Source organism: Shimia sp. R9_3 (assembly GCF_017743755.1).
GTDB lineage: Bacteria > Pseudomonadota > Alphaproteobacteria > Rhodobacterales > Rhodobacteraceae > Shimia.
This window is the reverse complement of sequence record NZ_JAGHRP010000001.1, coordinates 363,524-382,241: the sequence shown is the minus strand read 5'-3', so window position 1 is coordinate 382,241 and position 18,718 is coordinate 363,524. Positions and strand designations below refer to the sequence as shown.

Annotated in this window: 17 protein-coding genes and 1 pseudogene; 9 read left to right on the top strand and 9 right to left on the bottom strand. The window is 56.1% G+C overall.

The features are described 5' to 3' along the window. Positions 1 to 160: 160 nt before the first annotated feature. Entirely contained in the window at positions 161 to 529 is a 369-nt protein-coding gene (locus tag J7412_RS01720; protein ID WP_209076459.1) for a flagellar biosynthesis protein FlgN, read from the bottom strand. After that, complete coding sequence (locus J7412_RS01715) at positions 522 to 827, bottom strand: rod-binding protein (RefSeq protein WP_209058385.1); 306 nt, start codon at positions 825 to 827, stop codon at positions 522 to 524. The genes J7412_RS01720 and J7412_RS01715 overlap by 8 nt, the downstream gene beginning before the upstream one ends. A gap of 110 nt (positions 828 to 937) precedes the next feature. On the opposite strand from J7412_RS01715, the gene J7412_RS01710 reads away from it, so the two are divergent. From J7412_RS01710 to J7412_RS01700, 3 genes are all read left to right on the top strand, one after another. Further along, on the top strand, positions 938 to 2,365 hold the full coding sequence (locus J7412_RS01710; RefSeq protein ID WP_209076457.1) for a flagellar hook-length control protein FliK: 1,428 nt from the start codon (positions 938 to 940) through the stop codon (positions 2,363 to 2,365). A 9-nt stretch (positions 2,366 to 2,374) separates the two neighbouring features. Continuing rightward, the gene (locus tag J7412_RS01705; RefSeq protein WP_209076454.1) at positions 2,375 to 3,055 is read left to right on the top strand and encodes a flagellar hook capping FlgD N-terminal domain-containing protein; all 681 of its coding nucleotides are present in this window, start codon (positions 2,375 to 2,377) and stop codon (positions 3,053 to 3,055) included. A 92-nt stretch (positions 3,056 to 3,147) separates the two neighbouring features. After that, positions 3,148 to 3,993 (top strand): aminoglycoside phosphotransferase family protein, encoded by an 846-nt coding sequence (locus J7412_RS01700; protein ID WP_348540450.1) that lies wholly within the window; start codon positions 3,148 to 3,150, stop codon positions 3,991 to 3,993. Here J7412_RS01700 and J7412_RS01695 read toward each other — a convergent pair. The 5 genes from J7412_RS01695 to J7412_RS01675 form a co-directional block, all read right to left on the bottom strand. Further along, positions 3,972 to 5,297, bottom strand: a complete 1,326-nt coding sequence (locus tag J7412_RS01695) for an FAD-binding oxidoreductase (protein ID WP_209076450.1) — start codon at positions 5,295 to 5,297, stop codon at positions 3,972 to 3,974. The two genes, J7412_RS01700 and J7412_RS01695, sit on opposite strands and share 22 nt — an antisense overlap. Continuing rightward, positions 5,294 to 6,112 (bottom strand): ABC transporter permease, encoded by an 819-nt coding sequence (locus J7412_RS01690; RefSeq protein WP_209058375.1) that lies wholly within the window; start codon positions 6,110 to 6,112, stop codon positions 5,294 to 5,296. Before J7412_RS01690 ends, J7412_RS01695 begins: the two co-directional genes overlap by 4 nt. Beyond that, the gene (locus J7412_RS01685; protein WP_209076447.1) at positions 6,109 to 6,996 is read right to left on the bottom strand and encodes an ABC transporter permease subunit; all 888 of its coding nucleotides are present in this window, start codon (positions 6,994 to 6,996) and stop codon (positions 6,109 to 6,111) included. The genes J7412_RS01690 and J7412_RS01685 overlap by 4 nt, the downstream gene beginning before the upstream one ends. Positions 6,997 to 6,999: 3 nt before the next feature. Continuing rightward, positions 7,000 to 8,124 carry an ABC transporter ATP-binding protein gene (locus J7412_RS01680; RefSeq protein ID WP_209076445.1) on the bottom strand — a complete coding sequence of 375 codons (1,125 nt, stop codon included), beginning with the start codon at positions 8,122 to 8,124 and terminating at the stop codon, positions 7,000 to 7,002. 87 nt (positions 8,125 to 8,211) lie between these two features. Further along, entirely contained in the window at positions 8,212 to 9,297 is a 1,086-nt protein-coding gene (locus J7412_RS01675; RefSeq protein WP_209076443.1) for a polyamine ABC transporter substrate-binding protein, read from the bottom strand. 166 nt (positions 9,298 to 9,463) lie between these two features. On the opposite strand from J7412_RS01675, the gene J7412_RS01670 reads away from it, so the two are divergent. The 6 genes and pseudogenes from J7412_RS01670 to J7412_RS01645 form a co-directional block, all read left to right on the top strand. Further along, positions 9,464 to 10,162 (top strand): GntR family transcriptional regulator, encoded by a 699-nt coding sequence (locus J7412_RS01670; protein WP_247743719.1) that lies wholly within the window; start codon positions 9,464 to 9,466, stop codon positions 10,160 to 10,162. Positions 10,163 to 10,251: 89 nt separating this feature from the next. Next, positions 10,252 to 11,640 carry an aspartate aminotransferase family protein gene (locus J7412_RS01665; protein ID WP_209076439.1) on the top strand — a complete coding sequence of 463 codons (1,389 nt, stop codon included), beginning with the start codon at positions 10,252 to 10,254 and terminating at the stop codon, positions 11,638 to 11,640. Between the two features lie 305 nt (positions 11,641 to 11,945). Then, a complete protein-coding gene (locus J7412_RS01660; RefSeq protein WP_209076437.1) occupies positions 11,946 to 13,049 on the top strand; it encodes an ABC transporter ATP-binding protein in 1,104 nt (367 codons plus the stop codon). Positions 13,050 to 13,132: 83 nt separating this feature from the next. Further along, positions 13,133 to 14,239: an extracellular solute-binding protein gene (locus J7412_RS01655; RefSeq protein ID WP_209076435.1), complete on the top strand. Its 1,107-nt coding sequence runs from the start codon at positions 13,133 to 13,135 to the stop codon at positions 14,237 to 14,239. Between the two features lie 140 nt (positions 14,240 to 14,379). Next, positions 14,380 to 15,654, top strand: a complete 1,275-nt coding sequence (locus tag J7412_RS01650) for an ABC transporter permease (RefSeq protein ID WP_209076433.1) — start codon at positions 14,380 to 14,382, stop codon at positions 15,652 to 15,654. Between the two features lie 14 nt (positions 15,655 to 15,668). Next, positions 15,669 to 16,514: pseudogene (locus tag J7412_RS01645) on the top strand (ABC transporter permease); the annotation flags it as partial. Between the two features lie 71 nt (positions 16,515 to 16,585). Here the strand turns inward: J7412_RS01645 and J7412_RS01640 are convergent. Both J7412_RS01640 and J7412_RS01635 read right to left on the bottom strand, forming a co-directional pair. Beyond that, a complete protein-coding gene (locus tag J7412_RS01640; RefSeq protein WP_209076432.1) occupies positions 16,586 to 17,857 on the bottom strand; it encodes a lytic murein transglycosylase in 1,272 nt (423 codons plus the stop codon). A 68-nt stretch (positions 17,858 to 17,925) separates the two neighbouring features. Then, entirely contained in the window at positions 17,926 to 18,636 is a 711-nt protein-coding gene (locus J7412_RS01635; protein ID WP_209076430.1) for a YafY family protein, read from the bottom strand. Positions 18,637 to 18,718: the final 82 nt, after the last annotated feature.

Below are 18,718 nucleotides of genomic sequence, written 5' to 3'. Positions count from 1 at the left end.
AGCGCTCCTGAACGTCATTCTGACATGTACCGCCGGGGTCTCCGGATCGGTGCCACTCTCTGTGGAGTGCGGGTTCAACATGGCGGGATAAGTGCTAACGCTTTCCTAAACACGAACCCCGCAATCACTGGCATTTTAACTAAACTTGCGAGAGGCTGATTTATGCCCTCTTTTCAACACGTTGACCGGCGCTCATTTGAACAGCATGGCGCTGGCCTGTGTTGGTGTAGGTTTCCAAAGATGTGCGCACACGGCGCATTGCGCCCATGCGCTCTGTGGTTGCGCGCAAACCCTTCTGAGTCGATTCCAGAAGTGCGTGGTTGCGGCGAAAAAGATCCTGCAGAGGTGCAAGGGATTCGGGGTCGATCGTATCTTCTTCCTGCTGCTCTTCGAGCTCTTCAAACAACGCTTCCTTGCGGGTGAGCAGACCTTCAAGCGCATCAAGCTTGCCTTCAATCAAGGCGGTGCGCTCATCCTCCAGCAGGGAGGTCAGAGAATCGATCAGATCATTGGTCACATCATCAGACATCGGCGCGCTCCTTTAGGGCGTTGAAGAAAGCTTCGGACAGGCCAATCCCGCCCGAGGCGACCATGGCGCGAGCCTGCTCCTGACGCAGAAAGGAAGAGAACTGGTCTTCGCCAGCGCCACCGCCAAAAGATTCGCTGGTTTTGCCCAGACCGGCAGATTTCAGCATTTCAGAGAGAAAGGTGATTTCGAGCTCATTGGCGGCGCTGCGGAGCGCCTCCTCCTGAGCGGTGGGCAGAGGGCGGATCGGCTGAGCACTGGGCGCAACCGGGACCGCGACTGGGGCCGTTGTGTGGAGCATTTCTTGCCTCGCGGATTGTGCATGTTTTTCCGTTGTGACCGAGGACGGTAAAGAAGTGGTAAGGAAAGCTGAGGTAGGGGTTTTGCGGTGGAAGAATTCCCGGAGGCCCAATGTTGAACCTGCCTTTACTCGCGCCGCAGCCTGCCCACACGGCAGCCGCAGCCCCCAAGAAAAGCGCTGATGCGCGCCAGGAAAACAATGTTTTTTCTGATGTTTACGACGATATGAACAGTGCCGATGACCGGCCTTCTGACGATCTCCATGAATCGCGAGAGGCACGCGCGGACCAAGCTGAGGATGCGCCGGTAGAAGGCGAATCGCAGGTCAAGCAGAGCAAATCAAACTCCGAGAAAGAAGCGCCTGAAGAGGCGGACTTTACTGCGATCGAAACGGCAGAGCCGAGCGAGTCGGAGCCGGAAGTTCAAATGCGCGGCGTCGAAAAACGTGCGGCGGTAAACGCTTCTGAAAACGCTGCGATGATGCGAATGGCGCACCCCGCAGAAGGCACCGCGGCCACCGCCAAAGCCGAGGCACCAACTACAGCCGCACAGGCCCAAGCCACCGCCACCGCCGCAAAACCGCTCATCGATGAAACCAAAATTGCGGCCACCGCAAAATCAGGTGAATCGGCGCAACTCTCTGACTCCCAAGCAGCCAAACTGGCAGCCGAGACGCCTGAAGGACTTGACCCAATGCAAGTTCAGGTGCGCAACAAAGGCACCCAACCATCGCAGGCTCAGGCTGCCAACGCGGCGCTTGCAACTACCCAAAAGGCACTGCCGGAAGCCGCCTCTGAGACCGCTGCAACGCGCAACCCGGTTAAATCAGATGTGGAAGTCGAAGCGGACGCAGAGGCGCCGACCGCCAAACTGGACGCACCGAGCACACCAACGGTTTCCACCACTCAGCAAATGCAGGCACGTGCCATTATGGAACAGGTACAGGCAGGGTCCCAATCGGTTTTGGTCAAGGGTGGTGAAGCCAACCTCGGGCAAGCAGCAGAATCAGCGCTGCCTGCCGCTCTGGAAGAAAACAGCATCAGCCCACGCGGAATCATGAGCGCGCAGGAAGCGGCCTCTCAGGCCCGTCTTGCCAACAGCGCTCCGAACCCGGCCTATGTGGTGCGCCAGATCGCAGATGCCGTGAAGACCAGCGACAAAAATCTGATCGAACTGACAATGGATCCCCCGGAGCTTGGCAAAGTGCGCATGTCGATGGCGGAGACCGGCGGCGTGATGGCCGTGACCATCAGCGCGGACAGCCAGGCAACCACTGAATTGATGCGCCGCCATATGGACCTGCTGCGCAAAGACTTCATGGAGATGGGCTATCAGGATGTATCTTTCTCCTTTGAACAAGGTGGCAGCAACGCTTCCGACCAACAGGCCCAAATGAACAACGAATTTGGCCAAGGTGGCGGCGGACAGGGTGAATTATCTCACGGTGACTCTGCCCAAACTGACGCCGCTCCTGTTTTGGCCGCACAACAAACTTCGCAACTCTCAGCCGCAAGCAGCGGCGTTGACATCCGCATCTAGGAGAATCCTATGGACGCCGTAACCTCTTCGACCAGCGCAGCCCCATCACGCGCCGCAACCGCGGCCAATGCAGTGGCTGCAAATCAGAATGAAACCGCGCTCTCTTCTGACTTTGAGACCTTTTTGCGCATGCTTTCGGTTCAAATGCAGAACCAGGATCCGCTGAATCCACAGGACTCTACCGAATTCGCCACGCAGTTGGCGCAATTCTCAACCGTGGAACAGCAGACCCTGACCAACACGCTGCTGACCAATCTCGGCTCGCAGTTGAACGCGATGGGGCTGAGCGGTCTGACCAATTGGGTTGGCATGGACGCCCGCGTGAACGCACCTGCGCATTTCTCAGGCGCGCCAATTGAGGTCGTGCCAAACGCCAATGCGCAGGCAGACAAAGCCTATTTGGTGGTAAAAAACGCCAATGGCGCAGAAGTTCAGCGTTTCACCATTGATCCCAAGGCGGACACGCTGGACTGGTCCGGTGTAGACAATTCAGGCAAACCATTTGCCAATGGCCTCTACAGTTTTGAAACAGAGAGTTACGCGAAAGACGAGTTGCTCGATACCGTCAGCGCTGATGTCTATGCCCGGGTGACGGAAGCCCGCACCGGCACCGATGGAGTGGTTCTCATTGCTCCGGGCGGCGTTGAGTTTGCATCTGACAAAGTCCTGTCCCTGCGCCAGCCAAGCTGAGGCTTGCCCCTGACACGGACGTGAATTAGCGTCGCGGCGCTCTGAAAAGGAACGCCGCGCTGCCTGTTTTTGCCCCCTCCCCCTCTGCATCTGTGATTGCAGCCTTCGCGCGGGCATTGCCAGATACGCCGCTCCCATCCTCTTGGAAGCCTCTGTTTGGTGGACGAACTAATATGGCATGGCACGGGATCTGTGAGGGCGCGCCGGATGTGGTCCTGAAACTCTATCGGGGTGCCGCTCAGAACCCGCTTTTCCCAAATGACCCGGCAGCGGAAACCCAGCTGTTAAAAATACTTGCGACACATCCTATGGCGCCGCACTTCTGTGCTTCGTTTGAAGCGGAAGATGGTCAGTGCAATGTTTATGAGCATTTGCCCGGGCGCGTTTGGAAGTCAGATACAAGGGCGGTTGCCGCGCTGATGCTTGATTTGCATCGCATCCCGCCCCCTACCGGTTTGCGGCAGGTGCCCGATGGATCATCTGAGCTTCGCACCCAAATTGAGTCGATTCTATCGCGCTGCTCTCAACCGCCTGATCTGCTGTCACAGCTGCCGGCGCGAGACATCGCCCCAAGCGGACGACAAGCGCTCTTGCACAGCGACATCGTGCCGGGAAACCTGATCGAAAACGACAAAGGCTTGCACCTGATAGATTGGCAATGTCCGGCGATTGGTGATCCCTGCGAAGATATTGCAATTTTCCTCTCCCCGGCGATGCAGTTCCTGTATCGCGGAAAACCTCTCAATCAGGCTGAAATAGAGACATTTTCTGACGCATATGATGACGCAACGACCGCGACGCGTTACCGATCTTTGGCGCCGTTTTATCACGCCAGAAGCGCTGCCTATTGCCTATGGCAGATGGAACGCGGGCAACCGGAATATCGCGATGGCTTACAGCTTGAAATGGCCGCGCTTCAAAGGTCTTTGAAGGCGTAGTAGAGATAAGTCGGGTACATCAGCAACCTGCGTGCGCGCCCAAGGGGAAAGCGTTGGGGCGTGCCGCGCATTATCTCCGGATGTCGATGCGTTCCGGTTCCCAGAATCTCCTGAGCAAGGAGCAAACCAGCATAGCTCCCCATAGCGACGCCATTTCCGTGAAAGGCGAAGGCGGCAAATAGATCATCTGCCCCAGGGACCTTTCCGGCAAAAGGTGTTTGGGCGCGGCTGTAACACACGAAGCCACCCCAGAAATATGGCGTTTCCACGTCTTTCCATGCAGGAAAAAGCTGTGCGAATTCACGCTTGATACGGGTGCGAATCTCCTCATGTGCAGGTCTCGACGTGGCCAGACCACCGCGCATTCCGAATAGAAACCGGCCATCTGGCATGAGCCTGAAGTAGTGCAGCAGATTTCGGCTGTCATAGGCCATCTGTGCAGAGGTCCAACTTTGCGCCTTTTGCTCAGCCAAGGTGAGCGGACGGGTGACAAGGATACTCGATTGCGCGGGCAAAAAGCGCCCCGCAAGCCATGGTGGAATATGCTCGCTGGAGTAGCCATTTGTGGCGACCACAAGTTTCTTTGCGGTGAGCTGTCCCTGCGGGGTGGTCAGATGCCAAAACCCGTTTTTGTACTCGGTCTCCCTGACAGGCGTGTCACTGTAGATCTTTGCGCCAGCCGCCTCTGCTGCGCCTGCGAGACCACGAAGGTATTTTCTCGGATTGAGCGCAAAGCCAATTGGCAGCGTGAGCGCACCATGAAAACTGGTGCCCAGCCCCTGCGCCGCAAGCTCTGACTGATGAGTCACCTGCGCTTTCAAGCCATATGTTTGCTCAAACGCAGCGGCTTCAGCAGGAAAAGTCTGAGAAACACGAGCATTGTGCGCAAGCAGCGTTTCACCTTCGGAATGTCGATCCACATCCCAACCGAAGCGCGACAGGAGCTGCTCGACATGCTCCACCGCCGCACGTTCAGCTTGGAGATAGTCCGACAGAGCGACCTGACCAAATCGCTTTTCAAGCGTCCTGTGGGATGCTTTTGTACCACCCAAGCAGCAGAAGCCTCCGTTGCGGCCGGAAGCGCCCCAACCAACCTGTTTCGCATCCAGCACAGCGACGGACACACCAGCCTCTGCGAGGTGTAGCGCGGCGTTGAGGCCTGTCACACCTGCACCGACGATGGCCGCGTCGGCACTGGCAGTCTCGTTGAGCGGGACCCGCTCAAATTTAGAGACTGTTTCAGCCCAAAAACAGCTTTTTAGCGGTCCATCGCCATAGGCAAATGGATCGCAGATCCGGCTCATGCCGACTTGGCCGCGGCCGCCTCATCCCGCCGTTGACGCACCACATTGCGCTTGTTGATCAAAGACGCTGTCACCACACCAATGGTGACCACCAGGATCATGATGGTTGAAAGCGCATTGATTTCCGGGCTGACACCCAAGCGCACAGAAGACCAGATTTTCATCGGCAACGTTGTGGCAGAAGGTCCGGAGGTGAACGACGCAATGACCAGATCATCAAGCGATAGCGTGAAGGCCAAAAGCCAACCCGAAATCACAGCAGGGGCGATAATCGGTAGGGTCACAAGGCGGAAGGCTTCCACCGGCGTGCAGCCCAAATCCAACGCGGCCTCTTCGAGCGATTGATCAAAGCTCACGAGACGGGAGCTGACCACCACAGAGACGTAGCACATCGAAAAAGTGGTATGCGCAAGCACAATCGTGAACACGCCGCGGTCCATGCCAAGGCTGATGAACAGCAGCAGGAGTGACAGGCCGGTGATGACTTCTGGCATCACCATCGGTGCGTAGATCATGCCGGAGAACAGCGTGCGTCCGCGAAAGCGCCCAGCGCGCACCATAACAATGGCCGCCATGGTGCCCAATACGGTGGCCAATGTGGAGCTGATGAAAGCAACCTTAAGAGTGACCCAGGCTGCATCCAGGAACGCGCGGTTGTTGATCAGCTCGCCATACCATTTTGTACTGAATCCAGCCCAAACAGTGACGAGTTTGCTTTCGTTGAAACTGAAGATGATGAGGATCACCATCGGCAGGTAAAGGAACACAAAGCCGAGAGTCAGCGAAGTGACGTTGAACCAAGACATCTGTCTCATCTGCCTGCCTCCCGCTGCTTCTGCTCATTGCGCTGGAAGAGCACGATGGGGATGATCAGGATGAGCAGCAAGACAACTGCCACAGCGCTGGCGACGGGCCAATCGCGGTTGGAGAAGAACTCCTCCCACAGCACTTTGCCGATCATCAGCGTACGCGAGCCACCCAGCAAAGAGGGGATCACAAATTCACCAATAGTCGGAATAAAGACCAGGAAACTGCCTGCGATGATGCCCTGTTTGGAGAGCGGCACGGTGATCAGCCAGAAAGCAGAGAAGCGTGAACAGCCAAGGTCTTCGGCGGCCTCCAAGAGGCTGATGTCGAGCTTTTCCAAAGCGGCATAGATCGGCAGGATCATGAAAGGCAGATAGGTGTAAACGATGCCGATGTAGACGGCGATATTGGTGTTCAGGATCACCAAAGGCTCGCTGATGACACCGATGCCCAGCAGGAACTGGTTGAGGTAGCCTTCCTGGCTGAGAATGCCCATCCATGCATAGACACGGATCAGAAAGCTTGTCCAAAACGGCAGGATTACCATCATGAAAAGCATGGCGCGCCATTCTTCAGGCGCCCGCGCCATCCCATAGGCGATGGGATAGCCAACCAGTAGCGTCAGGAAGGTGGAGATCAGCGCGATTTTCAGGCTGGAGAGATAGGCTTTCCAATAGAGGTCATCTTCGGTCAGCCAGATGTAGTTTTCCCAGTCGAGTTCCGCGAAGAACTCTCTGATCGCGCCAAAGCCCGCCGAAATATCCAGCGTTGGCGTGTAAGGCGGGATCGCGATGGCTGTGTCAGAGAGGGAGATTTTGAAAACGATCAGGAATGGCACAATGAAGAGTGCCAAAAGCCAGACGTAAGGGATGGCGATCAGAAGACGACGCATCAGTTAGCGCTCCAGAAAAACGCCGGCTGTGGCGGTCCAGCTGAGCCAGACATCGTCTTCCCAAGTGAAAGCGCGTCGGGAGATACGGCGGTTGTTGGCAGCCTGGGCTTTGATGATCTGCCCCCCCGCGAGCTCCACGTGGTAAGTCGAGATGTTTCCGAGATAGGCGATATCAAGCACTTTGCCCTGCACGGCATTGGCGGCCTCAACGGGCTTTTCAGCTGAAATAGAGACTTTTTCTGGCCTGATGGCGTAGTGCAGATCCTGCCCCGCCTGCGCCCCCTCAAGCGGCGCACCAACGATGGCAGGCTGGGCTTCGGCCCAGAGCATTTGAAGGACATCTCCTTTCGGATCCGCCTTGCCCGTGATCAAATTCACCTCGCCAATAAAGTCAGCAACATAGGTGGAGTTCGGAGCCTCATAGATCACGTCAGGGGTGGCCACTTGAATGATTTTTCCGTGGTCCATCACCGCAACGCGGCTGGCAACAGTCATCGCCTCTTCCTGATCGTGGGTCACAATCACAAAGGTGGTGCCGGTTTTTTCCTGAATGTCCATCAGTTCAAACTGCGTTTCCTGACGCAGCTTTTTGTCGAGTGCGCCAAGTGGCTCATCAAGCAAGAGAAGCTTGGGCGCTTTGGCGAGGGACCGGGCCAGCGCCACGCGCTGTCTCTGGCCACCAGAGATTTGGTGTGGCTTGCGCCGCGCAAATTTGTCCAAACGTGTCAGGCGCAGCATCTCTTCGACGCGCGCGGCGATCTGGTCTTTGGGCATCCGATCACGACGCAGACCAAAGGCGATGTTTTCCCAAATGCTCAGATGCGGGAACAGCGCATATGACTGAAACATCATATTCACTGCGCGCTTGTTTGGCGGCACTGGTGCGATGTCTTGACCAGCCAGCAATATGCTGCCCTCGGTTGGCGTTTCAAAACCCGCAAGCATGCGCATCATCGTTGTTTTGCCACAGCCCGAAGGCCCAAGCAGGGCAAAAAATTCACGCTCAAAAATGTCGACATTCAGATTGTCGATCGCCGTGAAATCGCCAAACCGCTTGGTAACGTTTTGAAACTGGATAAGGGGTTTTGCTGTTGGGTCTTCCCAAGGGGCAAAGGCATCAAGCGCCATGGCGGTCTCCGAAGTGGCAGGAGGCGAACTCACGAATGCAGAAAGAGGCCCGCGCCTCAAAGACGCGAGCCTGTGGTCACTTTGTTCTTAGGTGCCGGATTTGATCTTCGTCCAGAGACGGGTCACAACACGCTGCACTTTCGGAGGATACGGAGACACTGTGTAGAGGTTTCCGAGCGTTGCCTCATCTGGGTAGATCGCCGGATCACCAATCACGTCTTCCGCCAAGAGCGGCTGTGAGGCGAGGTTGCCGTTCGCGTAGTAAACATAGTTGGAAGCATCTGCCATGTTCTGCGCTTCCATGATGAAGTTCAGGAATTTATGCGCCGCTTCCGGATTTGGCGCATCTGCTGGAATGGCCATTTGGTCAAACCACATCAGCGCACCTTCGGATGGCGCATTGTAGGCGATTTCAACTCCGTTTTCTGCTTCCCATGCACGATCACGTGCCTGCAGAATGTCCCCGGACCAGCCCATCGCCACGCAGATATCTCCATTGGCAAGTGCATTGATGTATTCAGAGCTGTGGAACTTCTGAACGTAGGGTGCAATTGCGGTAAAGAGTGGCTCAACCTTGGCAATCACATCTTTGTCTTGGCTGGTGGGATCTTCGCCCAGATACGCCAGCGCCGCCGGGATCATCTCATCGGAAGCGTCCAGAATGTGAACGCCACATTCCGCGAGCTTCTCCATATTTTCGGGGTTGAAGATCAGATCGAGCGATCCAATCGGCGCATCCTCACCCAGCACCTCTTTGACTTTGCCGAGGTTCACGCCAATGCCCGTGGTGCCCCACATGTAGTTAATGGAGTAGGCGTTTTCTGGATCGTAGTTGGCTGTGCGCTGCTCAACCACATCCCACATGTTGCCGATATTGCTGAGCTGACCTTTGTCGAGCTTCTGAAACACGCCTGCTGCGATCTGACGCTGCAGGAAGGCACCGGTGGGCACGACGACATCGTAGCCGGAATTGCCCGCGAGCATTTTGGTTTCGAGCACATCGTTGCTGTCAAACACATCATAGATCAGCTTGATGCCGGTTTCTGCTTCGAACTTTTCCAGCAGTGCTTCGTCGATATAGTCGGACCAGTTATAGACCCGGACTTCTTCGGCCGATGCCGCCGCCGCAGTCAGCGCGAGGGTCGCGGTGAGGGTAATGAGGGGTGTCTTCATGTTGATCTCCCGTTGGATGCCGAGTTCTGGGCCCGGTCACATTATGCGAGATTAATTTGATCAAGTTTTTGCGCTATGGCAACATACTTGTGCAATTGAGCGTCACAGAGGCGTGTTTGAGAGAGCCACTCAAGCATGGTTTGCATAAATGAAAGGCAGGTCGGATTTGACACTAGCTGGTGAGCAGACAAAAGAAAGTACGGCCCGTGTTCCGGTGCATCAGCAGGTCTATGCACAACTGCGTGAAGCCGTTCTTTTTGGAGAGCTTGCACCGGGTCAGGCCGTGACCATCCAAGGCCTCATCGAGCGCACAGGCGCAGGCATGACACCAATCCGAGAAGCGATTCGACGGCTGACAAGCGAAGGCGCGCTGGAGTTTCGAGGGAACCGGCGTGTTGTGGTGCCATTGCTGACTGTGGATGCCATTGATGACCTTATTTTCCTTCGAGAATCAGTGGAAACGCGGCTCGCAGAACAGGCTGTGGCCCATATTTCGGCACGCCAGATCGCACGTTTGGAACAGATCGATTCTCGGTTGGATGAGGCCATCACACGCGGTGATGTTTCTGCCTATCTTCGCCGCAACTATGATTTCCACGCGCTGCTTTATGAGGCAGCCGAAGCACCGATTCTGCTGGATGTGGCCAACAGTGTGTGGCTGCGGTTCGGGCCTTCCATGCGCGTGGTATGCGGGCGCATGGGGACGCAAAACCTGCCAGACAACCACAAAACCGCGCTGGAAGCGCTGCACAAAAAAGATGCAGCGGCGGTGGGAGAAGCCATCCGCCAAGACGTGACACAAGGGATGGAAGAGATCCGTGATGCCCTTCGTGAAGGCACTGGATTCGCCGAGATGATTGACTAATCAAAATTTGATCATATTTTTGAACGCAGACAATGAAAGCAGCTGAGGACACCCTCACCCTGCCCCAAATTTTCTCTGCGAGGATTGCCATGAATATGATCACCAATCACCTGCCGACGGCAGAGCTTCAGGCGTTGGATGCGGCGCACCACATGCATCCGTTTTCCACGCAGGCAGATTTTAACAGCACCGGCGCGCGGGTGATCACGCAGGCCAAAGGCGTGACATTAACCGACAGCGAAGGCGAGCAGATTCTGGACGCGATGGCCGGGCTTTGGTGCGTTAATATCGGCTATGGCCGCGAGGAGCTGGCGGAAGTCGCCGCGCGCCAAATGCGCGAACTGCCCTACTACAACACATTCTTCAAAACCACTCATGTGCCGGTGATCGCACTGTCAGCAAAGCTTGCAGAGCTTGCTCCGGGTGATCTCAATCATGTGTTTTATGCAGGCTCCGGCTCTGAGGCCAATGACACCAATATGCGACTTGTGCGACATTATTGGTCTGCCAAAGGCAAGCCCAGCAAAACGGTCTTCATCAGCCGTAAAAACGCCTATCACGGCTCCACCATGGCCGGTGCAAGCCTCGGCGGTATGGTGCCAATGCACCAACAAGGCAGCCTGCCTATTCCGGATGTGCACCATATCAACCAACCAAACTGGTGGGCTGAGGGCGGTGACATGAGCCCTGAAGAGTTTGGTCTGCAGCGTGCAAAAGAGCTGGAAGACGCGATTTTGGAACTCGGAGAGGATCGCGTCGCGGCGTTCATTGCTGAGCCAATTCAGGGCGCGGGTGGTGTCATTGTCCCGCCAGAGACTTATTGGCCTGAGATTCAGCGCATCTGCGACAAGTATGAAATCCTGCTGATCGCGGATGAAGTGATCTGTGGCTTTGGGCGCACCGGAAACTGGTTTGGCAGCCAGACAGTGGGCATCACGCCTCACATCATGTCGATCGCCAAAGGCCTTTCTTCAGGTTATGCGCCAATCGGCGGCTCGATTGTCTGTGATGAAGTGGCAAATGTGGTGGGCGCGACCGAGTTCAACCACGGCTATACCTACTCCGGCCATCCGGTGGCCTGCGCAATAGCGCTGGAAAACCTGCGCATTCTGGAAGAGGAAAACATCATTGGCCATGTCCGCAACGACGTGGCGCCGTACCTCAAAGAGAAATGGGAAGCGCTGACAGAGCATCCTTTGGTGGGTGAGGCCAAAATCGTCGGGATGATGGGGTCAATTGCGCTGACACCCAACAAGGAAACCCGCGCGCCGTTTGAAGCAGAGACAGGAACCGTGGGTTACAAATGCCGGGAGCACTGCTTTGCCAACAACCTCATCATGCGCCACGTCGGCGACCGGATGATCATCTCCCCGCCGTTGGTGCTTCAGAAAGCAGATGTTGATGTTCTGATCGAACGCGCAACGCGCGCTTTGGATCAGACCTACGAGCAAATCAAAGCTGAGGGCCTCTACAAATAGTCGCCTAATAATTGATCAAATTGACATCCCCGGAAGCACTTTCCGGGGATTTTTTTTTGCCTCGCAAACATCACTTCTCAACCCAAAGGGGAAATTCACGGATATTTTTTAGATTTATGGGTTTACCTCTGTCGGTTTTTGACGAAAATCATCTTTGTTGTGTCGCAAACCGACCTTGCCGGACGAGATTGACTGGCAAACTTTCCGATGTGGACTGCGGTGTTGCGCAATGAGACGCAGGTGTGGTTACACTTGAAACAGATGAGCAGAGACAATCTGCCGACTGAAAACACAGGGAGCCTATTTTGGCTGATAGTGCATCTAACGGCGCGTTTGTCGAATTCGACCGCGTGCAAAAGAGCTATGATGGTGAGACACTCGTCGTCAAAGATCTGAATTTGAGCCTGCCCAGAGGCGAATTTCTAACAATGTTGGGGCCCTCAGGGTCAGGCAAGACCACCTGCCTGATGATGCTGGCCGGATTTGAGACAGCAACCCACGGCGACATCCGTCTGGGCGGCACCTCGATCAACAACATCCCGCCGCACAAACGCGGCATCGGGATGGTGTTCCAGAACTATGCGCTTTTCCCGCATATGACGATTGCGGAAAATCTGAGCTTCCCTCTGGAAGTGCGCAAGATGGGCAAAACCGAGCGCGAAGAGAAAATCATGCGCGCTTTGGATATGGTGGAGATGGGCGCCTTTGGCGGCCGCCGGCCCTCCCAGCTCTCCGGGGGCCAGCAACAGCGGGTCGCGCTGGCGCGCGCGCTGGTGTTTGAGCCTGAGCTGGTGCTGATGGACGAGCCGCTCGGCGCACTCGATAAGCAGCTGCGCGAAAAAATGCAGTTCGAGATCACCAACCTCGCCCACAACCTCGGCATCACCACCGTGTATGTGACCCACGACCAGACCGAGGCGCTCACCATGTCTGACCGCGTCGCGGTGTTTGACGATGGCCGCATTCAACAGCTGGATCCGCCTGACACCCTCTATGAGGCCCCTCAGAACAGCTTCGTGGCGCAGTTCATCGGCGAGAACAACACGCTGGAAGGCACCGTGAAGGAGCTCAACAACGGTCTGGCACTGATCCAACTGGACGATGGCGAGCTGATTGATGCGATGCCAGTGCATGAAAGCGTCAAACCCGGCGCCCGCACCCGTGTCTCCATCCGTCCGGAACGCGTGGAATACAACAAGGAACGCATTCAGGAAGGCGCCCACACGCTGAAAGCCGAGGTGAAGGAATTCATCTACATGGGCGACATCTTCCGCACACGTCTTTCGGTGGCGGGCAATGATGAGTTTGTCATCAAAACCCGGAACGCACCGGATGTGGAACGCCTGAAGCCAGGTCAGCAGATCGAGATCGGCTGGCTGCCTCAGGATTGTCGCGCGCTCGACGCCTGACAAAGGGACAAAAACCTCCGGCGCTCAATTGACCGGGGGATAAAAAGTCAAATCAAAGAAAACCAACAAGGAGAGAGTGTTCTATGAAACTCACCAAACTTGCAGCACTGGCGGCAACGACAGCACTTTGCGCCCCGGCAGCATTTGCCCAGGAAATGGCAAACGAAATGACCCTGGTGTCCTGGGGTGGCGCTTACCAGTCCAGCCAGATCAAAGCCTATGTAGAGCCCTATCTGGAAATGCACCCGGAAGTAAAAGTCACTTGGGATGAAAGCTCTGCCGAAGCCGTGGCCAAACTGCGCGCCATGAACGAAGCGGGCAATGTGACATGGGATCTGGTCGATGTAGTGGCATCTGACTCCATGCGTCTTTGCGACGAAGGTCTGGCGGTGGAGCTGGATCCGGCCACCGATCTGGCGACCGCGCCTGATGGCACCTCTGCAGAAGATGACTTCGGTGATCTGCTGGTGTCTGAGTGCTTTGCCCCTCAGATCGTATACTCCACCACCTTCGGCTACCGCACCGATCTGGTGGGCGACACCGCGCCAACCTCGGTTTGCGACGTATTCGATCTGGCAGCTTACCCAGGCAAGCGCGCACTTCAGAAACGCCCAATCGACAACATGGAATGGGCTCTCTTCTGTGACGGTGTTGCCAAAGAAGACATCTATGACACACTGGGCACCGACGAAGGTGTAAGCCAGGCGCTGGCAAAGCTCGACACCATCAAAGATCAGGTTGTCTGGTGGACCGCAGGTGCGGAAACCCCACAGCTGCTGGCTGACGGTGAAGTTGTCATGGGCTCCACCTTTAACGGCCGTCTGTTCTCTGCCATTGCAGAGCAGAACCAGCCGATTGGCATGCTCTGGGACATGCAGTCCTTTGACCTTGACGGCTGGATTGTTCCAGAAGGTCTGCCTGCAGACCGCAAAGCACGTGTGATGGACTTCCTGAAGTTCGCAACAGACACACAGCGTCTGGCCGATCAGGCGAAATACATCTCCTACGGTCCAGCGCGCGCATCTTCTGCGCCACTCGTGGGCACCCACGCTGAACTGGGCATCGACATGGCACCACACATGCCAACCGATCCGGCCAACGCGACCAACGTGCACATCTATGACTACGAATGGTGGGCAGACAACCGCGACGACCTGAACGCAAAGTTCGAAGCGTGGCTGGCGAAGTAATTCCGGCCTAAGCTGAGAAGATTTGGGAAGGGGCCTCAACCGGCCCCCTCCTCCAAAACAAGAACAACCTAAAAATAGGTGTTCGTCTGCGCCTTTCGCAGACTTGCAACGCACAAACGGCAATAGCCGACAGGGATACCATGAGCGATATGACCGATACCGCCGGCCCGGTTCTGGCCGCAGACGGGACGCCCCTCAAGCGCAGTCTCGCGCGGGCACTCCGGCGACAGAAAATGCGGGCACTGCTGCTGATCGCACCTTTGCTGATTTTTATTCTCGTGAGTTTCATCCTGCCCGTGGTGGATATGCTCTATCGCTCGGTTCAGAATGGTATCGTCTCCAACACGCTGCCACGCACTGTCGAGGCTCTGGCCGACTGGGATGCCAGCACAGGCGATTTGCCCGATGAGGTGGTCTTTGCCGCGATGGCGGCGGATCTGAAAGACGCGGCAGAAGCAAAGATCCACACCAAGGTCGGCACCCGTCTGAACTATGAAAACCCGGGTATGTCGTCCCTCTTCCGGAAGACCGGCCGGAAAGCCAAGAAATTTGATCTCGAAAACGGCGGCCCCTGGAAAGAAGAGCTGATCGACATCAACAAGGGCTGGGGTGAGCACGACAACTGGCGCACGCTCCAGACCTATTCCCCAACCATCACCTCCGGCTACTTCCTCAACGCGGTTGATATGCGTGTGGGCACCGACGGGCCTGAAATGCGTCCCGAAGATGAGCAGATCTATATGAAGCTCTTGGGCCGCACCCTGTGGATGTCTCTTGCGATCACATCCTGCTGTATCCTGCTGGCGTATCCGGTGGCGTGGATTCTGGCCAATCTGCCAGCACGCAAGGCAAACATGCTGATGATCCTTGTGCTGCTGCCGTTCTGGACCTCGCTTCTGGTGCGGACATCGGCCTGGAAAATCCTGCTGCAACAACAGGGTGTGATCAATGACATCCTTGTCTATGTCGGTCTTGTCGCCGATGACAGCCGCCTCGTGATCATCAACAACCAGTTCGGCACAATCGTGGCCATGACCCACATCCTGCTGCCGTTTATGATTCTGCCGATGTATTCGGTGATGCAGACCATCAATCCCTCCTATCTGCGCGCGGCCAAATCTTTGGGTGCAACCGATTGGACGGCCTTCTGGAGGGTCTATTTCCCGCAGACCGTACCGGGCATTGGCGCCGGATCGATCCTCGTGTTCATTCTGGCAATCGGCTACTACATCACGCCAGCTCTGGTGGGGGGGACAAAAGGTACCTTCATCTCCAACCAGATCGCCTTCCACATCTCGACGTCGCTCAACTGGGGTCTCGCCTCAGCACTTGGCGCAATCCTTCTGGCGGTCGTTCTCGTGCTCTATTGGGCCTATGACAAAATCGTCGGCATCGACAACGTGAAGCTGGGGTAACGGACATGAGCGCACTTCCACCATATGCAACCACCGGCCAACGTGTTTGGTACTATTCTTTCCGGGTTATCTGCGGCCTGATCTTCTTCTTCCTGATCGCTCCGATCATGGTCGTGATCCCGCTGAGCTTTAACGCTCAGGACTTCTTCACCTTCACCAAGGAAATGCTGAGCTTCGATCCGGAAGGCTATTCGCTTAAGCACTACCGTGATTTCTTCGGCAATCCGGACTGGCAGGATGCCCTATGGAACTCGGTGAAAATCGCACCTGCGGCGACTTTGCTTTCCGTTTCTCTTGGTACCCTCGCAGCGATTGGCTTGAGCCAGCCACATGTGCCCTTCCGCCGTGCGATTATGGCCACGTTGATCTCTCCGATGATCGTACCTCTGATCATTTCGGCAGCGGGTATGTACTTCTTCTATTCTCGCATGGGTCTGGCAGGTACTTACTGGGGTGTTGTCCTTGCTCACGCGGCCCTCGGTATCCCGTTTGTGATCATCACCGTAACAGCAACGCTGGTGGGCTTTGACCACTCTCTGACACGCGCTGCAGCCAGCATGGGCGCCAACCCGGTCACGACGTTCTATCGCATCCAAATGCCTCTGATCCTTCCGGGCGTGATCTCCGGTGCGCTGTTTGCCTTCATCACCTCCTTTGACGAGGTGGTGGTGGTGATCTTTGTGGGATCGGCCAAACAACAGACCCTGCCATGGCAGATGTTCACCGGCCTTCGGGAGCAGATCAGTCCCACCATTCTTGCCGTGGCAACCATTCTGGTGGCGATCTCTATCGCACTCCTGACCACGGTAGAGCTTCTGCGCCGCCGCTCAGAACGCCTGCGGGGAATGTCCCCAACCTAAGCGGGTGGCAGAAACAGAAAAAGGCGGTCTCTGGAAACAGCGGCCGCCTTTTTTGTGGAAGGATGCAGAGATTAGCGCAGTGTTTTGAGCAGCGTCAGAGACGCATATCCATCAGGCTCAAGCCCAACAGAGCGCTGATATTGGCGCACAGCTTCAATGGTCAGAGGCCCGATTTTGCCATCTACCTTCTGGGTATCAAAACCCGCTTTGGTCAGTCGACGCTGCAGCTCTTTGCGCTCCTTGAAGGTCAGCGCGCGATCACCACGTGGCCATTTTCCTTGAATGGCCGAACCACCTTCGATCCGGTCGCTCAGATGGCCAACACCGATCACATAAGCATCTGCCGCGTTGTAGCGCTCGATCACCGCAAAATTCTTAAAAATCAGAAAGGCCGCGCCCTGACCGCCCGCGGGCAACAAGAGCGACGCCGTACCGTGGTTTGGAACGGATCGGCCGTTGATCCCCACAACCCCCAAACGCGCCCATTCAGCAGGGGATTTCTTGATTTTGCGATTTGCGAGGGCGTAGTTGAAGCCACGCGGCAGTTTTACCTCGACACCCCAAGGCTGGCCAGACACCCACCCTGAACGCTTCAGATACGCCGCAGTGGACGCCAGCGCATCTGTCGGGTCTTCCGACCAAATGTCGCGCTTGCCGTCTCCGGTGAAATCAACTGCGAAGGATTGATAGGAGGTTGGAATGAATTGTGTGTGTCCCATGGCACCAGCCCAGCTCCCGGTCATATTGCGCGCCGAAACATCCCCATTTTGCAGGATCTTCAACGCGGCTGTGAGCTGCTGCTCGAAAAACTTACCGCGGCGGCCATCGTAGGCAAGCGTGGCCAGGGCCTCAATAATGGGCGTGTTCCCACGATAGGTCCCGTAATTGCTCTCCAATCCCCAAACCGCGACAACCACCGCCTTCTCAACACCATAGTGCGCCTCGATGCGCTGGAGGGTCCTGCGATGTTTCTTGAGCGCAGCCTTGCCGTTTTTGATCCGGGTGTCAGAGACAGCGCTGTCGAGGTATTCCCAAATGGTTTTGGTAAACTCGCTTTGATTGCGATCTCTCTGGATCACATCGCTGTTGTATTGCACGCCGCGAAAAGCCTGATCAAAAACCGCAGCACTCACACCAGCGCTGATTGCACGACCACGGTAGCCATTGATCCAACGCTGAAATCCCTTGTTACTGACAGCGACTGTTTGGGGAGCGGGTGCTGTCAGGGCAGGATCAAGAGGTCGCAGAACGGGGCGAAGCGATTGGGAAGGCGCATTGGCCGTCGCGCTCGTGGATATGGCTGCCGATAAAACGCCAACAACCCAATATTTGTTTTTCCACATGGCCCTGCTCCTCGCCTGTTTAGGAAAAGTCTACCGCGATCCGCCCCGTCACAAAAGAAAAGACACATTCAAGCGCGAGGATTTGCCGACGTCTGATTTTCATCCCGAAGGCGCTGCTTAAATTCCCGGAGCATCGGGATACGGCGGGGACGAAACGAACGCTCAGTAACTGCTAGATCGGACATACGGTCCAATCGGAACGCTCGAAAATCTTTCCTGAGATGGCAATAGGCCAACAGGCAGTGCGCGGTTTTCATGAAGACAATCGACAATGGGTCGGCCTGACGCGATGTCTGCGCGCCCTGTGCATCGGCATAGTCAAAGCCCACCGTGCGCTCTTCCCAGGCAGCTTGCCGCAAAACACTTGCGTCAATTCCGGGAGCCGGTGGCTTTTCAAAGCGCCTTGCCGTGAGAACCGCATGTTTCAAGCGGTGCGCCTGTGCCTCTGGCAGACGCGATTTAAGCTTGTTTAGAGCCGAATGAGCGGCTGACGCCAGGGCCGGGTCGCCAACTTCCATCACTTCATTCAATCCAACCACCAAGGCCTCTATTTCTTCAGGCACAAACCCCAAAGGAGGCAGTGTTGCGTCTTCGATCAAAGTGAAACCAAACCCCGCTTCGCCATCAATCACCGCTCCAAGCCCGCGCAAACTGTCGATGTCTCGGTAAATGGTGCGCTCTGACACGCCGGATTCCCGCGCCAAAGCCTGCGCTGTGGCGGGATGTGGAAGATCACGCAAAGCTTGCATGAGTTGAAACAAACGGTCGGTGCGGCTCATAAGTCTTGATACTGCATCCAACTGACAAAAGCTGACAAGAGCCTCCGTTAGACAAAGCGCATCTTTTCTAAAGGAGTGAAGA